A 15525-nucleotide genomic window follows, 5' to 3' on the forward strand; every position below is an offset into this window, starting at 1 on the left:
CCCTCACGCGTCACCACCTGCCCTGAGCTTCGACACCGCCGCGAAGGCTCGCTTCCGGACCGCGGCACTGTCGTCGTCTGTGAGCTTTTCGAGCCGGTCTCTGGCCTGCGTTCCGCCGACCTGGCCGAGGACGAACGCCGCCTTCGCCCGGGCACCTTCCTCGACATCGGGATCGAGTCGGTCCAGCAGCGCCGATTCGACGACCGGGCCACCGATCGACGCCAGGCTCGTGGCCGCAAACTGAGCGGTTCGTTCGTCCTCGTCGGCCAACGCGTCGGCCAGCGCCCCGATCGCGGCCTCGGAGTCCGAGTCGGCGACTCTCCCGAGGATCCAGGCGGCGTTGCGGCGCTGCCGGTCCTGTCGACCTTTTCTGATGATCTCTACAAGGGGTTCGATCGCGGTGGCGTCACCGGTCTCGCGAAGCTGCGAGACGATCCGATCCCTGACCGCGTGGCTGCGGTCGGTCGGGACGTTCGACAGCAGTTCGAGGATCGAGTACACCGCCGCCTTGCGGACGATCTCGCTGTCGTCGCCGAGCGCTCGCGCCAACGGCTCGATCGGCCTGGCGTTGTTCGCCTCCCCGAGTGCGCTTGCGGCGATCCGACGGATCGACTCGTCGTCGTCTTCGAGCAGTTCGATGAGCGCGGAAAGCGCCCGGTCGGTCGCGATCGCCCCCAGTGCGTTCGCGGCGGCGTGTCGGATCCGGGGCTGGTCGCCGAGTCGGTCGACCAGCCGCGGGACGGTTCGCGGATCGGCGATGGACCCGCAGGCGTGACATGCGCGCAGTCGAACTCGGGGATCCTCGTCCTCGAGTGCATTTACCAGCGCCGGGACGGTGTCGGGGTCGTTGAGTCGGCCGAGCGCGTTCGCCGCCGCCATCCGGAGCTCCGGCCGTTCGGCCGACAGCGCCCGGGCGAACCGCCGGGCCGCAACCCAGTCTGCGTCGCCGGCGCCGCCGCCGGTGAGCTCCCGGAGCAACTGTTCGACCGCCGACTGCCCCACCTGATCCAGCGCGTCGATCGCGGCCCCCCGTACGCGGGTTTCCTCGTCGCGGGTTGCCGCCCGCAACAGCGCGTCGATCGTGGGCTGGTCGTCCTCGTCTCCCAGCTCCCCCAGGAGTTCGGCCGCGCGCCGCCTGACTGCGGGGCTGTCGCTGTTGAGCGCGTCCCTGAGCCGTTCGACGTTGCCCTCGCGGGCGAGTTCGTACAGCGACATCACGCCCACCTGAACACGCGACGGCGCTTGTTTACCGGTTCGTACCGATCCCGACGGTCCGGGGGAACGCTCTCGGTCATTCCCACCACCAGCACGCTCCCCGGGGACAGCGACGACTCGAGCGTGTCGAAGACGTCGCCCTTGTGCCCGGAGTCGATGTAGATGAGCAGGTTGCGACAAAACACGACGTCGAACGCCGACATCTGTCCGTCCCGGATCAGGTCGTGTTTCTCGAACTCGACGAGCTCTTTTACCTGGTCCCGAACCCGGAAGGAGTCGCCGTCGCGGTCGACCCACTGTTCGGGCGCTGACAGCGGTTCGAGTTCCGCGGCGATGTCCGTGGTTCGGGTGGTGTGGTAGACGCCTGCCCTGGCGTTTTCCAGCGCCTCGTCGCTGATGTCCGTCCCGAGCACGGAGAGCCGGCGCTCGTCGATCTCGGGGTCGTCACACGCGAGCATCGCCGCCGAGTACGGCTCCCGACCGTCCGCACACGGTGCAGACCAGACGTTTACCTGGCGCTTCGTTTCGGTCATCTCCCGGAGCACCCCCCTGAGAACCTCCCACATCTCGGGGTTGCGGAAGAACTCGGTGACGTTGATCGTGAGTGCGTCCATCAGCGCCTCCCGTTCGTCGGGTTCCTCCCGGAGCAGCCGCTCGTACTCCGTGTGGTCGTCGACGTCGCGGCGCCGCATCCGGGCGGAGATCCGCCGATCGAGGTACGACTCGTTGTAATAGCCCGGCTCGAACGGGACGGAGTCTTCGATCTGGCGCAACACACCCTCGAAGGGAGTTTCACCGGTCATAAGCTCATCACGTCGAGTACGGCGACCACGTCCCCGTCGCCGAGCACCGCCGTACCGCCGATGCCCGGGGTCCCAGAGAGCGGTCCTTCGAGCGGTTTCACAACGATCTCCTCCTGATCGAGCACCTCGTCGCAGTGTAACGCGACCTGCCGGGTCTCCTCGCGGATCCTGACGAGCATTCCGTCCTCGGTATCGACGCCGTTTGCGTCCCCGCCGTCGGTCGCCGCCGCGCTCGTCGAGGCGGCCGCGCTCGTCATCTCGCCGCCGGTATCCAGCGGTCGTTCCCCGAGGCGATCCGCCAGCCGGATCACCGGATACAGGTCGTCCTCGTGGCGGATGACCTCCTCGCCGTGCACCTCCGCGACGTCGTCCGCGCGGGACACCTCGGCGATGCTCTTGATCGGGATGCCGTATTCGGTGTCGCCAACCCTGACGAACATTACCTTCACGATCGCGACGGTGACCGGCAGCCGAAACCGTATGGTCGTGCCGGCGCCCGGTTCGCTGTCGATCGACACCGAGCCGTCGAGCCCGCGGGCCGTCGTCCGTACGACGTCCATGCCGACACCGCGTCCGGAGACGTCGGTCACCTCCTCTGCGGTCGACAGGCCGGGATGAAACACCAGGTCGTAGATCTCCCCGTCGTCCATCGCCGTGACCTCCTCGCGGGTGACGACGCCCTCGTCGATCGCCTTCTCGGCGAGCTCGTCGGGGTCGATGCCGGCGCCGTCGTCGGACACCTCGATGACGACGTGATCGCGGCTCCGCGTCGCAGTCAACTCGACGGTTCCGGTCGGATCCTTGCCGGCGGCCTCGCGTTCCTCGGGCGATTCGATCCCGTGATCGACGGCGTTCCGGAGCACGTGAACCAGCGGATCCCGCATCTCGGTGAGGATCGTCCGGTCGAGTTCGACGTCACCGCCTTCCATCTCGAAAGCGACCTGTTTGTCGACGTCGCGGGCGACGTCGCGCACCAGCCGGGGAAACGAGTCGGCGACCTGCGAGAAGGGGACGAGCCGCATGTCCATCGCGGTGTCCTGGAGGCTGTTTGCGAGCTTGTCCAGTTCGTCGAGCGCGTCCGACTCGACGCCCGCCGACTCCAGCTCGCGACGGAGCTTGATACGGCTCGTCACCAGCTGTTCGACCAGGCCGTACAGCTCGTCCACCTGTTCGACGTCGACCCGGATCGTGGATATCTCGTCGTTCGATTTCTCGTCGTCCGGTTTCTCGTCGTCCGGTTTCTCGTCGTCGTCCGGTTTTTCGCCGCCGGGTTCCTCGCTTCCTGTTCCGCCGGCGGGGTCGTCGGTCTCGTTCTCCGACGGACTGGCGTCTCCCTCGCGGTCGTCGTCTGAATCCGGCCCTCCTCCGAGGGGAACGGTCTCGACGCGCTCCACCTGGGGCAACTCCTCGATCGCCGCGGTTGCGCCGGCGCCGTCTGCCGCCGGCAGATACGCGTCGAACCCGTCGCCGTACTCGCCGTCCTCGAGGAGTTCGGGGTCGGGATCGGTCGCGAACGCGTCGACGATTTCCTGCAGGGTTTCGAGCACGAACGTCGCGTCGACGCCCGGCATCGCCGTCTCGCCGATCCGAACCGACGCCCGGACGAGCTCCGAGGAGTCGGCGTCCAGTTCGTCGATCGCCTCGGTCCCGCTGCCGGTATCGTCGCCGTCACCGAGACCGTCGTCGGTTTCCCACTCCCGGAGGCGCCGTTCGATTCCGCCGGCATCCGTTCTCACCTCGCCGTCGTCGGCGATTTCTCCGACCATCGCCTCGATCGCGTCGACGCCCTCGAACAGCAGATCCATCAGTTCGGGCGTCACCTCGAGGTCGTCTGTCCTGACGTCGTCGAGCAGGTCCTCTAGCGTGTGAGCCAGTTCCGAGACGCCGTCGTACCCCATCGCCGCGGCGTTGCCTTTCAGGGTGTGTGCGACCCGAAACACGTCGTCGATCGCTCCGGAATCGCCGGGATCTGCTTCCAGCGCGAGCAGCGCGTTGTTCAGGTCGGTGATCCCGTCTTCCGCCTCGGCGACGAACGCGGCGCGATGGGAGTCCATCAGGACACACCCCCCACGATGGCGTCGGCGATGGCGTCGAGATCGCGAACGTCGTCGACTGCACCGGTCTCGACGGCTCGCCTGGGCATTCCGTAGATCACACAGGTGTCTTCACTTTGTGCGAGCGTCCGCCCCCCGGCCTCCCGGACCGCGCGGATCCCCTCCGCGCCGTCGGACCCCATCCCCGTCAACACGACGCCGACCAGCGGATCGTCGACGGCCCGAGCCGCCGACTTCATGGTCACGTCGACGGCAGGGGTGACCGGAAGGGAGTCGTCCTCCTCGAGGCGGACCCGGAGTCGGCCGGCGCGGTAGCTGTCGACTCTCGTGTGCGTGCCGCCGGGGGCCACGAGAGCCTCGCCCGGGCCGATCCGGTCGCCGTCGGTCGCTTCCGAGACGTCGTAGGCGGAGACCCCGTCGAGCCGGTCTGCGAACCGTCCGGTGAACGCCGCGGGCATGTGCTGGACCACGAGCACTCGACAGTTCGTTTCCGGAAGCGCCGCCATCACGTGCTCGACGGCGTTGGGACCGCCCGTCGAAGCGCCGATCACCACGGTGAGCGGTTGCTCGATCTCGACCGTCGACGCCGCTGCACTCGTTGGACTGTCGGTGGGGGTTCGATTCCGGGTTGCGGCCTCGAGGTCGGCGGCGGCAGCCGATCGCACAGCCTCGACCAGCCGATCGCGCTCCCGGGAGACCCCCGAGGAGATCTCGCCGCCCGGCTTCGCGAAGAAGTCGACTGCGCCGCGGTCCAGCGCCTCGAAGGTGACCTCGGCCCCCTCGTCGGTGTACGCCGACAGCATCAACACCGGCGTCGGCGTCTCCGCCATGATCCGATCCAGCGCCTCCAATCCGTCCATCCTGGGCATCTCGACGTCCATCGTGACGACGTCCGGACGGGCTTCGGCGACGACCTCGATCGCCTCCCTCCCGTCGGAGGCCTCACCGACGACTGGAATGCCGGCGTCGGACAACAGGTCCGAGATGACCGCCCGCATGAACGACGAGTCGTCGACGACGACCGCCCGGGGAGCGTCGTCCCCGGGGTCGCGGTCGCCCCGGTCGACGGTTCCTGACATACGCGAAAAGGGGCACAGCGATCCGATAAACCCACCGTCCCGCATATCGGTCGTGATAATTCGAGGGTCACCGTTATGGGAGTGCTAACGGAGTTTCGAACATGGCAGCTACGGAACCGACGGTCGAGGCCACCAAGGTCCTCGAGTTCGGGCTGGGATCCGACAGGTACTGTCTGGACATCGACACCATCGACGAGATCGTCGACGCCGCCGAACTGACGCGAATCCCCAACTCGCCCCCCCACATCGAGGGCGTGATGGATCTCCGTGGAAAGACGACGACGATCGTCGATCCCAAGACAGTGTTCGAGATCGACGAGGCGGGCCCCCGCGACCGGATCGTCGTGTTCGACGAGAACGCACTCGAAGAGGGTGGAACCGTCGGCTGGATGGTCGACGAGGTGTTCCAGGTTCGGGACGTCGATCCCGAACGTGTCGACGAGAACACGATCGCCGACGACGACGGGATCCGCGGAATCGTGAAGTCCGACGACCGGTTCGTCGTCTGGGTCGACCCCTCCGTGTCTGTCGAGTGATACGTCTCGTTCTCATCATTGAAAACCGGGGACGAACACTTATCGGCGGTCCTGTCGCTCGTTCGAGTATGCGCATCTCTAGTGGGGTCCCCGGGTTCGACGATATTGTCGAGGGCGGGTTTCCCGAGGGCCGGCTCTACGTCGTCAGCGGGCCCCCCGGAAGCGGCAAAACGACGTTTTGCGCGCAGTTCGCCGCCGAAGGGGCCAGGGCAGACGAGAAGACGCTCTTCGTCAGCATGCACGAGACGAAACGGGACATCATCGAGGACATGGCGGGCTACGAGTTCGGGTTCGATCACGCGGTGTCGACCGACCGGATCACGTTCCTCGATGCGCTGTCCTCGGACGGTCGGCGGTTCTTCGGGCAGAAGGGCGAACGTCGAAACCAGGCCAACGTCTCGAACCGACTCACCGCCTACATCGACTCCAGGGACGTCAGCCGGGTCGTCTTCGACTCGACGATGCTTCTGCATTATCTGCTCGACGACGAGGAGGACACGGCGATCCAGTTCCTGTCGGCGCTCAAGCGGACCGACGCCACGACGATTCTCATCTCCGAGATGACTGATCCGAACGCCTATTCGCGGGAACATTACCTCGCCCACGGCGTCGTCTTCATGCACAACTACCTCCAGGAGGACGGGATGGAACGGGGGATTCAGGTGTTGAAGATGCGCGGCACCGACGTCGACACCCGGATCCACGACGTCGGGTTCGGTGCCGACGGGCTCGAGGTTGGGCAGGCGAAACGCCGGTGACACAGCGGTTCTGGAGGTCGACGCCCCGTCCGACGAACAGCGGGCCCCGTCGTCAGATCGTCAGCAGGTTCCCCACGAGTATCCGCGTCGCGATCGCCGTCAGACAACCCAGCCACGTGAGTAGCACGAAGTGGATGTAGCCGTTTGCGGGGTTGCCCCCGTCGATCGTGCGGATCATCACCGACGACAGCACCGCATTAAAGAGGATCACCATGAGCAGGAGGAACTCGATGACGGGGATGTCGTAGACGCCGGCGTAGATGATCTGTCCGATGTCCATGTAATCGACGGAGAGATCCGCAGAGAGGTCCGCCAGGATGATGACGATCTCGAGGCCGATGAAGAAGGCGAACGCCGACGCTGCAGTGATCCCGTACACCAGCCCGATGAGCGTCACGGCCGACTGACGGCGCTGTTCGCGCAGCTGGTTGACCGCACTCATGTTCTTCGAAATCAGTTCGCCGAGCTGTTTGGGATCCCCGCCCATCTGCCGACCGACGAGATACATCTCGGAGAACTTCTGGATGAGATACGATCGGGTGTCGACGGTGAACTCCCGCCAGGCGCCCTCCTGGCTCAAGCGCATGTTGAGCCGGCGGTACAGCCGCTCGACCGACGGCGACAGCGCGCCGAAGTCCTTCTTTCGCAGGCTCTCGAGCACCTTCGAGGTGGTCGACTGCTTTGCGCTCTCGGTCGCGCCCAGCGCCCGGATGAAGGAGGGGAACGCCTGATCGCGGGCGGTGATCGCCTTCTCCTCGCGACGGAGAATGATCCCCGTAAGGAGCAGCGGCGTCAGGGGGACACACAGGTACAGCGGTTGCCGGACATCGTCGAGGAACCACAGCAGTCCGGGGAGGCCGGGGCCGATCCCCAGCAGTCCGGCCCCGGTGATCCAGATGAGTGCGAACGTGCTCACTCCCCCAACCGCGAAGGCGGCGTACAGCTGTTTGTCGCGTCTGATCCGGGTTTCGGGGTGGTACCAGATCGGATCGTACGGCGACAGCGTCCGGATCGCGAGGTAAAACCCCGCCTGCACGAACGCGAACAGCACGATAACCGCTGCGACCGTCGCCGTCGGATCCGTGCCGGTGAGGATCGGCAACACGACCGCAAACACCAGCGCGAACGTCATCGAGAGGATCATCGAGATGTACAGGTCCTTCATCACCTCGAGGTTCGCCAACGCCGACTCGTAGACGGTCTCGTAGTTCGAGAGCATCACGTCCAGTTCGGAAAGCAGGAAGTCTTCGAGCGGCTGTCCGGCGGCGACGGTGTAGCCGAGCCGGTCGAAGAAGTCCGCCATCACGTCGGAGGGGACCTCCTTCGCCCGGCGGCGGCAGGCGTCGTCGAGGCTCTGGTTCCAGGTGTCTACGAGATGGACGATCCGACCGATTTCCTCGGCTGCGACCCCGTACTCCTCCTCGTTTGCGATCGTTCGGAACACTTCCATCCGATCGATGTTCGTCGTCGACAGCACCGTCATGTGGGTCATGACGAGATGCATCTGGTTTTCGATGTGGGTCCGCCGGCTGTTGATGTACAGCTTGGGGTACAGCGCCGCCCCCGCAAACACGAGGGCGCCGACGAACGGGAAGATCGCCCGGATGGGGGCCGCGAACGGGAGCAGGAACGCGGCCACGACAGTGCCCGCAAGAAGCAGCGTCGACGGGAGGAGGACGTAGCCGACGTACTGCTGTTTCGGGATGTCGATCTTCTCGTAGGAGTCCAGCAGGTCCTCGGTGAACGCGACGGCGTTCGCGATCGTGGATCCTCCCTGTGACGTGGCCATGTTAGACGTTCCGGTGCATGTCGAACGGTAGCCCCTCGACGCCGTCGCGCTGGAAGGCGTCGATCGTCTCGTTCACCTCGTGGTAGCCGAGGATCCCCTCCTGGATCATCCGCTCGACGAGTTCGGCGCGGAACGCCAGGTCGTCGTAGATGTCGCGGGTGTCGGCGTAGCCGAGCAGCGTCGCGATCTGTTCTTCGAGCACGTAAGAGTTGTTCATTCCCTGGAAGACGATCTCGTCCTCGACGGGGTCCCAGGAGAACACCTCGCGGGTGATGACGCCGTCCATCTGCTTCGAGTAGCCCTCGATCTCCTGGACGCTTGTCACTCGGCGCAACACCTGGTCGCCCTGCTTGACCCGGTTTTGAAACAGCGCGACGTCGGCGTTGTCCATGAACGTCTCGGGGACGTTGATCGGGTCGGAGGTGAACCGCTGGATCATCGAGACGATGTCGGAGGCGTGGAACGTCAACATCACCGGGTGGCCGGTCTGGGCCGCCTGGAACGCCATCCGCCCCTCCGCGCCGCGGACCTCCCCGACGATGATGTAATCCGGACGGGAGCGCAGCGCCGCCGCCACGAGGTCGAACATGTCGACGTCCGAGGAGCCCTCACCGGCCCCCTCACGGGTGAGCAGCTGCTGCCAGGTGTTGTGCGGCGGGATCACCTCGGCGGTGTCTTCTGCGGTGTAGATCTTCGAGTCGCTCGGGATGAACGACAGCGACGCGTTGAGCGTCGTCGTCTTCCCGGAGGCGGTCTCCCCGACGACGAAAACCGTCTGTTCGTTCTCGAGACACAGCCACAGGTACGCTGCGAGCTCCGGCGAGAGCGTTCCCCAATGGGTGATCTGGTTGATCGACAGCGGGGTCTCCTGGCCCTGCCGGATCGTCAGCGACGGCCCCTTCAGGGAGACGTCGTCGGAGTAGATGATGTTGATACGCGAACCGCCCGGGAGCGTGGAGTCGACGATCGGATCCGAGTCGGAGACGGGATCGCCCATCCGTTCGCCCATGTTTCGAAGCCAGCTATCGAACTGCTCCGGGCTGCCGAAGTCGATCGTCGTCTCGAGCATCCCGAACACGTCGTGGTCGACGTGACACTCGTGGGGACCGATGACGTGAATGTCCTCGTTCGCTGGATCGCGCATCACCGGTTCCAGCGGGCCGTAGCCGACGATATCGCGGTTCAATCGATATCGGATGTTCTCGTAGGTCTCCTTCGACACCGAGACCGTCCCCCAGTTGAGGGCCTTCTTGACGGAGTCGAGCCGGCCCGACTGCCGCGGTTCGACGTGTGTCACCTCCTCGAGTAACTCCTCGATGAGATCGTCGTACTCGGTCTCCGACTCCGGGGCAGCGTGTTGCCCGCTCACGGTCAACAGCTCGTCTTTCACCCGGTCGAGCACCTGCGACTCCGCGCCGGAAAGCTCCGGCTCGATGGCGTAGTACTTCGTGTCCTGCCCGATGTCGCCGTACACGTGACAGTAGATCGGCCCCCCGACCGGGTAGAGCACGTTCGGCCGGTCGGACTCGTACTCGTCTTTCGCCTCTTCGATGAACTGCGGGAACTCGCCGGTGATCTGCTTGAACTTCCGCAGGTGGTCCCGGAGGTGGGGCCGCCGCATCGCTGCCTGGCGGAGTTCGTCCGACGGTTTGGTCGTCCCGTGTTCGGTCATCGGTGGTTCGTTTCGTCGTTCTCGTCAGGTTCGGTCGGTCACGCGACGCTTCTGCTCTCGATTACGATTCCGGTCCCCGACCGGACGGAGTAGCCGATCGTGTCGCCGACCTGCTGTCCCATGCCCGCAAACCGCTTGACGCTGATCTGCCGGCGGACCTCGTTTCCGACCTCGATCATCTCCAGCTGCAGGAAGACGTCGGCGATCGCCCGGAACGGGCCGATCGCCTCCTCGTTGACGGTCGAGGGGTCGAACGTCAACACGACTACCTTCCCATCCGAGATAATGTCCCTGAAAAAGGAGATGATCTCGAGGGCGGCCTGCCGCTCTTCGTTTTCCCGCACCAGCGCCTCGAAGGTCGGATCGTTCCGGAGGATGGCGTCGAAGGTGTCCAGAAAGACCACGTCCGACTGCCACATCACCTCCGCCTCCATCAACCGCTTGAGCAGTTCCTTTCGTTCGCCGTCCCCGTCCGAGAACGCCCCGCCGGAGTCGAAGTCGGCATGGAGGAACAGCAGCTGCTCGTTCAAGAGGGGCTTTACCACGTCGTAGGACAGCGAGTGCATCTGGTCGATGAACCCCCGGACGGTGAGTTCAGTCGACAGGACAGTGGCCGAGGCGTCCTCCTGGAGCAGCCCATAGGTGAACCGTTGTGTCATCGCCGACTTTCCGGCGCCGTAATCGCCCTCGATGAGGACGATGCTCCCACGAGGGATCCCACCGCCGAGTTCCTTGTTGAGCCGGTCGTGATCCTCCAGGCCGAGCGACAGCAGGGTGTTCCGTCCCATGAGTCACTCCACGTATCGGAACCGGAACGTTTCTTTCTCGCCGTTGATCGTCAGGTGGACCCGGTGATCGCCCTCCTCGAGCGCCTGATTGTGGATCTCCAGCCGGATCACCTCGCTTCGGCTCCACGCGTCGTTCGGGCCGTTCACCACCTCCGTCTCCAGGTCGCCCGGAACGACGTACTGGCCGTTGACGAGCACGTCGAGGTTCGTCCCGTCAGGTGGTAACGGCTGCGTCCCGGTGTTTTTCACGAGGACAGTGAGCGTGTCCTCCTGGGCGTCGTACACCTCGCTTCCGGAATCGGAGATCACGGTAATGTCGGTCCGAAGTTGCTCGGAGGCGTCGATACTGCCGTCGTCGATCGCCGAGTTGACCCGATCGACGCCGGTCGTCATGGTCCCTACGACCCCGGCGGCGATGACGAGGCTCGCGATGAAGATCACCATGTGGGAGATGGAGACGCTCGCCATCTACGCTCCCTCCCCCAGTTCGAGGTCGCCGCCGGCGGCGACGCCGTACTCCGTGACGACGGTGATTCGGTCACCCTCGCTCACGTCGATCCCGTCCACGTCGACGCTGATCTGGAGCGTCTCGCCGGGAAGCCACAGCTCGGTCTCCGCGTCGCCGTCGCCGCCGACGTCGCCGTCGATGGCGGTGTCGTCGCCCTCGACCGCGACCAACTCGTTGTCGACTACAAGCGTCGTTTCCGGGATCGCGAGCCCGACGGTGCCGGTGTTGTTCACCTCGACCGTGAGCGTGTTCGCCTCGTCGTCGTAGACGGCGTGGACGAACTCCAGGTCGGTGTTTTGCGTCTCCAGGTGGCGATCCTGGAGGTCGCTGTTTGCCGTCGCGACGCGGTCGAACCCGTTTGCAGCGACCGGGTACAGCGCCCCGAGGACGACGAGGAGGCCGGCGAAGATGATGGCGGTGGACGCCGAGACGCTAATGCCCATCGCCCCACCTCCCGGCGTGCGGCTCGGACTGGCCGGCACCGTTGCCGGACCGAGCGCCGCCGGAGGCGGAACTCCCGCCGCCCGCCCCCGGGCCACCGAAGGCGGCTCCGCTCCCGAGTTCGTCCCACCGGTCGAGAAGAACCGAGTGGGCCGTCGCCCCGTTCAACTGCATGATGTATCGGAGGCTCTGTGTGTGGTGTTCGCGAGTGAGCACGTCGGTTCCGGGCTGATCGACCAGGTTCAAATCGACCCGGCCGAACCCCGAAAGGAACTCGCGCAGTCCCTCGGCGACCTCCGGGGTGATCCACTCGATGCGCTCGTAGTAATTGACTGCCCGCACCGCGTCGGTGACGTCCGCGTTGGAGACCAGAAACTCCAGCCACTCCATCACGACGAGGTCGCCGACGTAATCGCCCGGCAACGAGGTGAGGTACGGCTTCTCCTGGTTCGCCATCCCGCCGGTGCTGACGTACTCGAATCCGTCCTCGCCCCGTCGTCGGTTTCGCTTGCCGGCTGCCGCCGGATCCCGCCCGTTCTCCGGGTCGAACCCCTGTCCCGCCGGGGACGAACGCGGATCCTGTTTCGATTCCGGTTCGGGCCCGGCCTGTGGATCGGGCTCCGGTTCGGGCTCCGGCTCCGGTTCGGACTCGAACCCGGGCTGTGGGTCGGGTTCAGGTTCCGTTTCGAACGCCGGCTCCGATTCCTCTTCCATCTCGTTCGGGATCGGCTCGACCGACACTTCGTCGTCCGCGTCGGCTCCGTCGGCGGGATCGTCTTCCGCGCCGACGTCGTCGGCCCAGTCGGCCTCTCCGGCGTCGTACTCCTCCTTTAGCTCGCTGAAACTCTTGCCTTCGTCGTTCATGTCGGTCTCCGTGGTGTCGCTGTCGGTCGTGTCCGATTCCTCGTCGAGATCGTCACCGAGCGCGTCGTCGAGTTCGTCGTCGAGTTCGTCGTCGGGTTCGACGACGGATTCGTCGAAGAACTCGTCCGCCTCCGCGCCGGCGACTGACTCGTCGAGTTCTTCCGCTTCCTCTTCGGCGCCGGCGTCGTCGAACAGCCCGAAGTCGCCGCCCCCGCCGCCGGCGCCGTCGAACCCCTCGTCGTCGACGAACGGGTTGATCCCCCGGGTCACCATCTCGTAGATGTCCAGCAGGTTCCGGACGTCCTCCTCGATGTTCTCGACGGTTTCGGAGATCTCCTCGTTCTCCGAGCGGACCGTCGAGACGGTCGAGGAGAGCGTCGCGACCTCGTTTTCCAGTTCGTCCAGCCGGTTTTCCAGTTCGTCGGTGTCGGCCCCCTCCTCGTCGAACTCGCCGCCGAGTCCGTCGTCGAAGTCGTCGAACTCGCCGTCGAGGCCGTCGCCGAAGTCGTCGCCGCCGAGGCCGTCCCCGCCGAGGTCGTCGCCGCCGAGGCCGTCCCCGCCGAGGTCGTCGCCACCGAGGCCGTCGTCGCCGAACCCTCCGTCGTCGCCGAGTGGGTCGCCGTCCCCGTCGTCGCCGTCCTCTCCGTCGAGGAGACGGTCGAGGATACTGGCCCCGACGAGTCCGAGCGTGGCCGCCAGCCACGCGACGGTCGGCGCGGCCACGACCGGCGTTTCGATACCCATTACCTGAGCAGACCGCGCACGCTCACTTATATGCACCCCCGCAGCTATCAACAGTGATATTCGTTGTCGGCGACAGTACTGACTGCCAGTTTCCCACTTAAAGTGTTCGTTCGAATCCGTCGGCGGCACGGACACGGAGCGATCCGTCGGGTTCGAACCGGATCGTCCGCCCGACGTCGCCGCCGACGTCGGAGCCGACGATCGGGATCGACCGCGCCTCGAGTTCCGCCTTCGCCGCCTCGACGTTCCGCGGACCCACCGGATCGTCGCCCAGGTCGATCATCTCGCTGCCGCCGACGAGCCGAGCCTCGAGCCCGGTCGGGTCGCCGCCGGCCTTCCGGATCCGGTCGAGCAGGCTCTCGATCCCCGAATCGACGTACTTGGCGGCGGAGGCGGTCGGCGGCGCCTGTGCGTCCCGGTCGGGCAGCATCGCGTGGAGCAGTCCTCTGGCGTCGGTTTCCGGATCGTACAGGGCGACGGCGACACAGGAGCCGAGCCCGCTCGTGGTCAGCGTCTCCCCGTTGGTCGCGACGGCGTGTTCGGCGATCCCGACCGCGATACGTTCCGGGCCGCCGTGAACTCGCGGTTCGCCGGGCGGGGTCGGTCGTCTGGTCACGGTCGGCGCCTCACCGTCCTTCGAGGGCGGACAGCGCGGCGGCGAGCTCCCGTTCGTTCGGGAGCGCGTAGATGTCACAGGTCGCCGCCACGCCCGCGGTTTCGATGGTCGCGTCGATCACGAAGCCGTACTCCTGTCGCCGTCCGAGTCGGGTGACAAGGGGACTCATCACCGCCGAACCCATGTCGTTGACGTAGTTCGGCGGGGTGTGTTCGATCGTGGTTTCGAGCACGTTTGCCCAGCTGTCGATGAAGCCGCTGGTCATCACGTTCCCCAGCTCCGAGAGGGCGTTTTGCGCCATCTCGCCCAGCGGCTCGCCGGGCTCCATCGGCAACATCGCCCCGGCGATCCGGGCGGCGTCCCGTTCCTCGAAGAGAATCGCGAGATACCCCCCGATGTCGCCCTCCAGCTCGAAGACGGTGCCGGCCCGGCGGGCGTCGCCGATCTCGGTCGGGAGATCCGAAAGCGCGACGAACCGGAGCCGGCTCACCTCGACGCTGGTGTCCAGTCCCGTCATGGCGGCGACGTTGCCGGCGGCGTTCTCGGAGCCGCGTTTTGCAAGCGACGCGAACGTCGACAGCGACTCGTAGGGGATCGACGTCGTCTGTTGCCCGTCGGCGTGAGCTGTGGCGTCAGCGTCGGCGGACGCTTCGGCAGCCGGCCCGACAGGGGTGGGAGAGCTGTTCAACAGTTTCCGGAACGGATCCGACTCCGGAAGCATGTAGATCGCAAAGCCCAGGTCGTCCGACAGCGCCTCCAGCCGGCTCTCGAAGAGGAACACCCCGTCGTCGGCCTGTGCGCCGTGGGGGAGCACGGCGGCACCTTCCGCCTCGATGTACCGGGGTGGGGTCATGTCGATGCCGGTCTCGAGGTAGTTCGCCCAGCCGTCGAGGAAGCCGCCGAGTGCGATGTTGCCGAGTTCGGAGATCGCGCTTTTGCCCATCGACTCCCCGCCGGGCAACAGCGCGGTCACCTCCTCGGCGGCGTCGGCGTCGAACGCGAGGACGGCCTCGCCCTCGATCCCGCCCCGGAGGCCGACGCTCACGCCGACCGACTGGCGGTTTTTAAAGGAGTCGGCGAGGTCGGCGCCGGTCGCGAGACTCGCGCCGGTGACCTCCACCCGGAGGTCGGTGCCCGTCAACTCGGCGAGCGCGCTTGCGGCCCTGTCTGCGCCCCGATCCGCGAGCCGGCTGTAGGCGCCCAGCGCCCGGACGTCGATGCGCATCGATCAGACCGCCGCATTGATGGCTTCGAGGACGTTGGGCTTTTGAAACGGCTTCGTGATGTACCCCTCGGCCCCGGCCTTGATCGCGGCTTTCATCTTCTCCTCCTGTCCGACGCTTGTGCACATGATCACCGTCGCGTTCGGATCCGTGTCGGTGATCTCGCTCGTCGCTTCGATCCCGTCGCGGATCGGCATCACGATGTCCATCATCACCAGGTCCGGGTCGTGTTCGCCGTACAAGTCGACGGCTTCGACCCCGTTTTCCGCCTCGCCGACGATCTCGAACTCCCCCTCGAGAATCTCCCGGAGCAGGTTGCGCATGAACTCCGAGTCGTCGGCGATGAGCACGCGCGTAGCCATACCCGGAGTGGCGTCCGTCCCACACTTAATCGCTCGCCCGCGGTTCTCATCGCTGAGAATCGCTGACTATAGA

The 15525-nt window shown here is 65.9% G+C and carries 15 protein-coding genes; 2 read left to right on the top strand and 13 right to left on the bottom strand.

Going from position 1 to position 15525, the window contains the following annotated elements:
- Positions 1-3: 3 nt before the first annotated feature.
- From RH858_RS14945 to RH858_RS14960, 4 genes are read right to left on the bottom strand one after another with little or no spacing between them, the layout of a single operon-like run.
- The gene (locus RH858_RS14945) at positions 4-1215 is read right to left on the bottom strand and encodes a HEAT repeat domain-containing protein (RefSeq protein WP_259534360.1); all 1212 of its coding nucleotides are present in this window, start codon (positions 1213-1215) and stop codon (positions 4-6) included.
- Positions 1215-2018 (bottom strand): protein-glutamate O-methyltransferase CheR, encoded by an 804-nt coding sequence (locus RH858_RS14950; protein ID WP_310562305.1) that lies wholly within the window; start codon positions 2016-2018, stop codon positions 1215-1217. Before RH858_RS14950 ends, RH858_RS14945 begins: the two co-directional genes overlap by 1 nt.
- Positions 2015-4072, bottom strand: a complete 2058-nt coding sequence (locus tag RH858_RS14955; RefSeq protein ID WP_310562306.1) for a chemotaxis protein CheA — start codon at positions 4070-4072, stop codon at positions 2015-2017. Before RH858_RS14955 ends, RH858_RS14950 begins: the two co-directional genes overlap by 4 nt.
- The gene (locus RH858_RS14960; RefSeq protein ID WP_259534363.1) at positions 4072-5151 is read right to left on the bottom strand and encodes a chemotaxis response regulator protein-glutamate methylesterase; all 1080 of its coding nucleotides are present in this window, start codon (positions 5149-5151) and stop codon (positions 4072-4074) included. Before RH858_RS14960 ends, RH858_RS14955 begins: the two co-directional genes overlap by 1 nt.
- A 101-nt stretch (positions 5152-5252) precedes the next feature.
- On the opposite strand from RH858_RS14960, the gene RH858_RS14965 reads away from it, so the two are divergent.
- A complete protein-coding gene (locus RH858_RS14965) occupies positions 5253-5687 on the top strand; it encodes a chemotaxis protein CheW (protein ID WP_259534364.1) in 435 nt (144 codons plus the stop codon).
- Positions 5688-5755: 68 nt separating this feature from the next.
- Entirely contained in the window at positions 5756-6445 is a 690-nt protein-coding gene (locus tag RH858_RS14970; protein ID WP_259534365.1) for an ATPase domain-containing protein, read from the top strand.
- 52 nt (positions 6446-6497) lie between these two features.
- Here RH858_RS14970 and flaJ read toward each other — a convergent pair whose 3' ends face one another.
- The 9 genes from flaJ to cheY all read right to left on the bottom strand — a co-directional run bounded on the left by flaJ (position 6498) and on the right by cheY (position 15452).
- Positions 6498-8234, bottom strand: coding sequence for an archaellar assembly protein FlaJ (gene flaJ / locus RH858_RS14975; protein ID WP_259534366.1), 1737 nt, complete (start codon positions 8232-8234; stop codon positions 6498-6500).
- Between the two features lies 1 nt (position 8235).
- Positions 8236-9906, bottom strand: coding sequence for a type II/IV secretion system ATPase subunit (locus RH858_RS14980; RefSeq protein WP_259534367.1), 1671 nt, complete (start codon positions 9904-9906; stop codon positions 8236-8238).
- A 38-nt stretch (positions 9907-9944) separates the two neighbouring features.
- Positions 9945-10694, bottom strand: a complete 750-nt coding sequence (locus RH858_RS14985) for an ATPase domain-containing protein (protein ID WP_310562307.1) — start codon at positions 10692-10694, stop codon at positions 9945-9947.
- Positions 10695-10697: 3 nt separating this feature from the next.
- The gene (locus RH858_RS14990) at positions 10698-11162 is read right to left on the bottom strand and encodes a flagellar protein G (RefSeq protein WP_310562308.1); all 465 of its coding nucleotides are present in this window, start codon (positions 11160-11162) and stop codon (positions 10698-10700) included.
- Positions 11163-11645 (bottom strand): flagellin, encoded by a 483-nt coding sequence (locus RH858_RS14995; protein ID WP_310562309.1) that lies wholly within the window; start codon positions 11643-11645, stop codon positions 11163-11165. It abuts the gene before it with no gap.
- The gene (locus RH858_RS15000) at positions 11635-13251 is read right to left on the bottom strand and encodes a FlaD/FlaE family flagellar protein (RefSeq protein WP_310562310.1); all 1617 of its coding nucleotides are present in this window, start codon (positions 13249-13251) and stop codon (positions 11635-11637) included. Before RH858_RS15000 ends, RH858_RS14995 begins: the two co-directional genes overlap by 11 nt.
- A gap of 97 nt (positions 13252-13348) precedes the next feature.
- Positions 13349-13867 (bottom strand): chemotaxis protein CheD, encoded by a 519-nt coding sequence (locus RH858_RS15005; protein WP_259534372.1) that lies wholly within the window; start codon positions 13865-13867, stop codon positions 13349-13351.
- 10 nt (positions 13868-13877) lie between these two features.
- Positions 13878-15092, bottom strand: a complete 1215-nt coding sequence (locus tag RH858_RS15010) for a chemotaxis protein CheC (RefSeq protein ID WP_310562311.1) — start codon at positions 15090-15092, stop codon at positions 13878-13880.
- A 3-nt stretch (positions 15093-15095) separates the two neighbouring features.
- The gene (gene cheY / locus RH858_RS15015) at positions 15096-15452 is read right to left on the bottom strand and encodes a chemotaxis protein CheY (RefSeq protein ID WP_259534374.1); all 357 of its coding nucleotides are present in this window, start codon (positions 15450-15452) and stop codon (positions 15096-15098) included.
- Between the last annotated feature and the right edge of the window lie 73 nt (positions 15453-15525).

The sequence above is a fragment of the Halalkaliarchaeum sp. AArc-GB genome (genome assembly GCF_031432225.1).
Lineage (GTDB): Archaea > Halobacteriota > Halobacteria > Halobacteriales > Haloferacaceae > Halalkaliarchaeum.

What these genes read in the sequence shown, in the direction of transcription:
- RH858_RS14945 (WP_259534360.1), bottom strand. Translation starts at nt 1,215, where the DNA reads ATGTCGCTGTACGAACTCGCCCGCGAGGGCAACGTCGAACGGCTCAGG.
- RH858_RS14955 (WP_310562306.1), bottom strand. Translation starts at nt 4,072, where the DNA reads ATGGACTCCCATCGCGCCGCGTTCGTCGCCGAGGCGGAAGACGGGATC.
- RH858_RS14970 (WP_259534365.1), top strand. Translation starts at nt 5,756, where the DNA reads ATGCGCATCTCTAGTGGGGTCCCCGGGTTCGACGATATTGTCGAGGGC.
- RH858_RS14980 (WP_259534367.1), bottom strand. Translation starts at nt 9,906, where the DNA reads ATGACCGAACACGGGACGACCAAACCGTCGGACGAACTCCGCCAGGCA.
- RH858_RS14965 (WP_259534364.1), top strand. Translation starts at nt 5,253, where the DNA reads ATGGCAGCTACGGAACCGACGGTCGAGGCCACCAAGGTCCTCGAGTTC.
- RH858_RS14985 (WP_310562307.1), bottom strand. Translation starts at nt 10,694, where the DNA reads ATGGGACGGAACACCCTGCTGTCGCTCGGCCTGGAGGATCACGACCGG.
- RH858_RS15010 (WP_310562311.1), bottom strand. Translation starts at nt 15,092, where the DNA reads ATGCGCATCGACGTCCGGGCGCTGGGCGCCTACAGCCGGCTCGCGGAT.
- RH858_RS14960 (WP_259534363.1), bottom strand. Translation starts at nt 5,151, where the DNA reads ATGTCAGGAACCGTCGACCGGGGCGACCGCGACCCCGGGGACGACGCT.
- RH858_RS15000 (WP_310562310.1), bottom strand. Translation starts at nt 13,251, where the DNA reads ATGGGTATCGAAACGCCGGTCGTGGCCGCGCCGACCGTCGCGTGGCTG.
- RH858_RS14995 (WP_310562309.1), bottom strand. Translation starts at nt 11,645, where the DNA reads ATGGGCATTAGCGTCTCGGCGTCCACCGCCATCATCTTCGCCGGCCTC.
- RH858_RS14990 (WP_310562308.1), bottom strand. Translation starts at nt 11,162, where the DNA reads ATGGCGAGCGTCTCCATCTCCCACATGGTGATCTTCATCGCGAGCCTC.
- RH858_RS14950 (WP_310562305.1), bottom strand. Translation starts at nt 2,018, where the DNA reads ATGACCGGTGAAACTCCCTTCGAGGGTGTGTTGCGCCAGATCGAAGAC.
- flaJ (WP_259534366.1), bottom strand. Translation starts at nt 8,234, where the DNA reads ATGGCCACGTCACAGGGAGGATCCACGATCGCGAACGCCGTCGCGTTC.
- cheY (WP_259534374.1), bottom strand. Translation starts at nt 15,452, where the DNA reads ATGGCTACGCGCGTGCTCATCGCCGACGACTCGGAGTTCATGCGCAAC.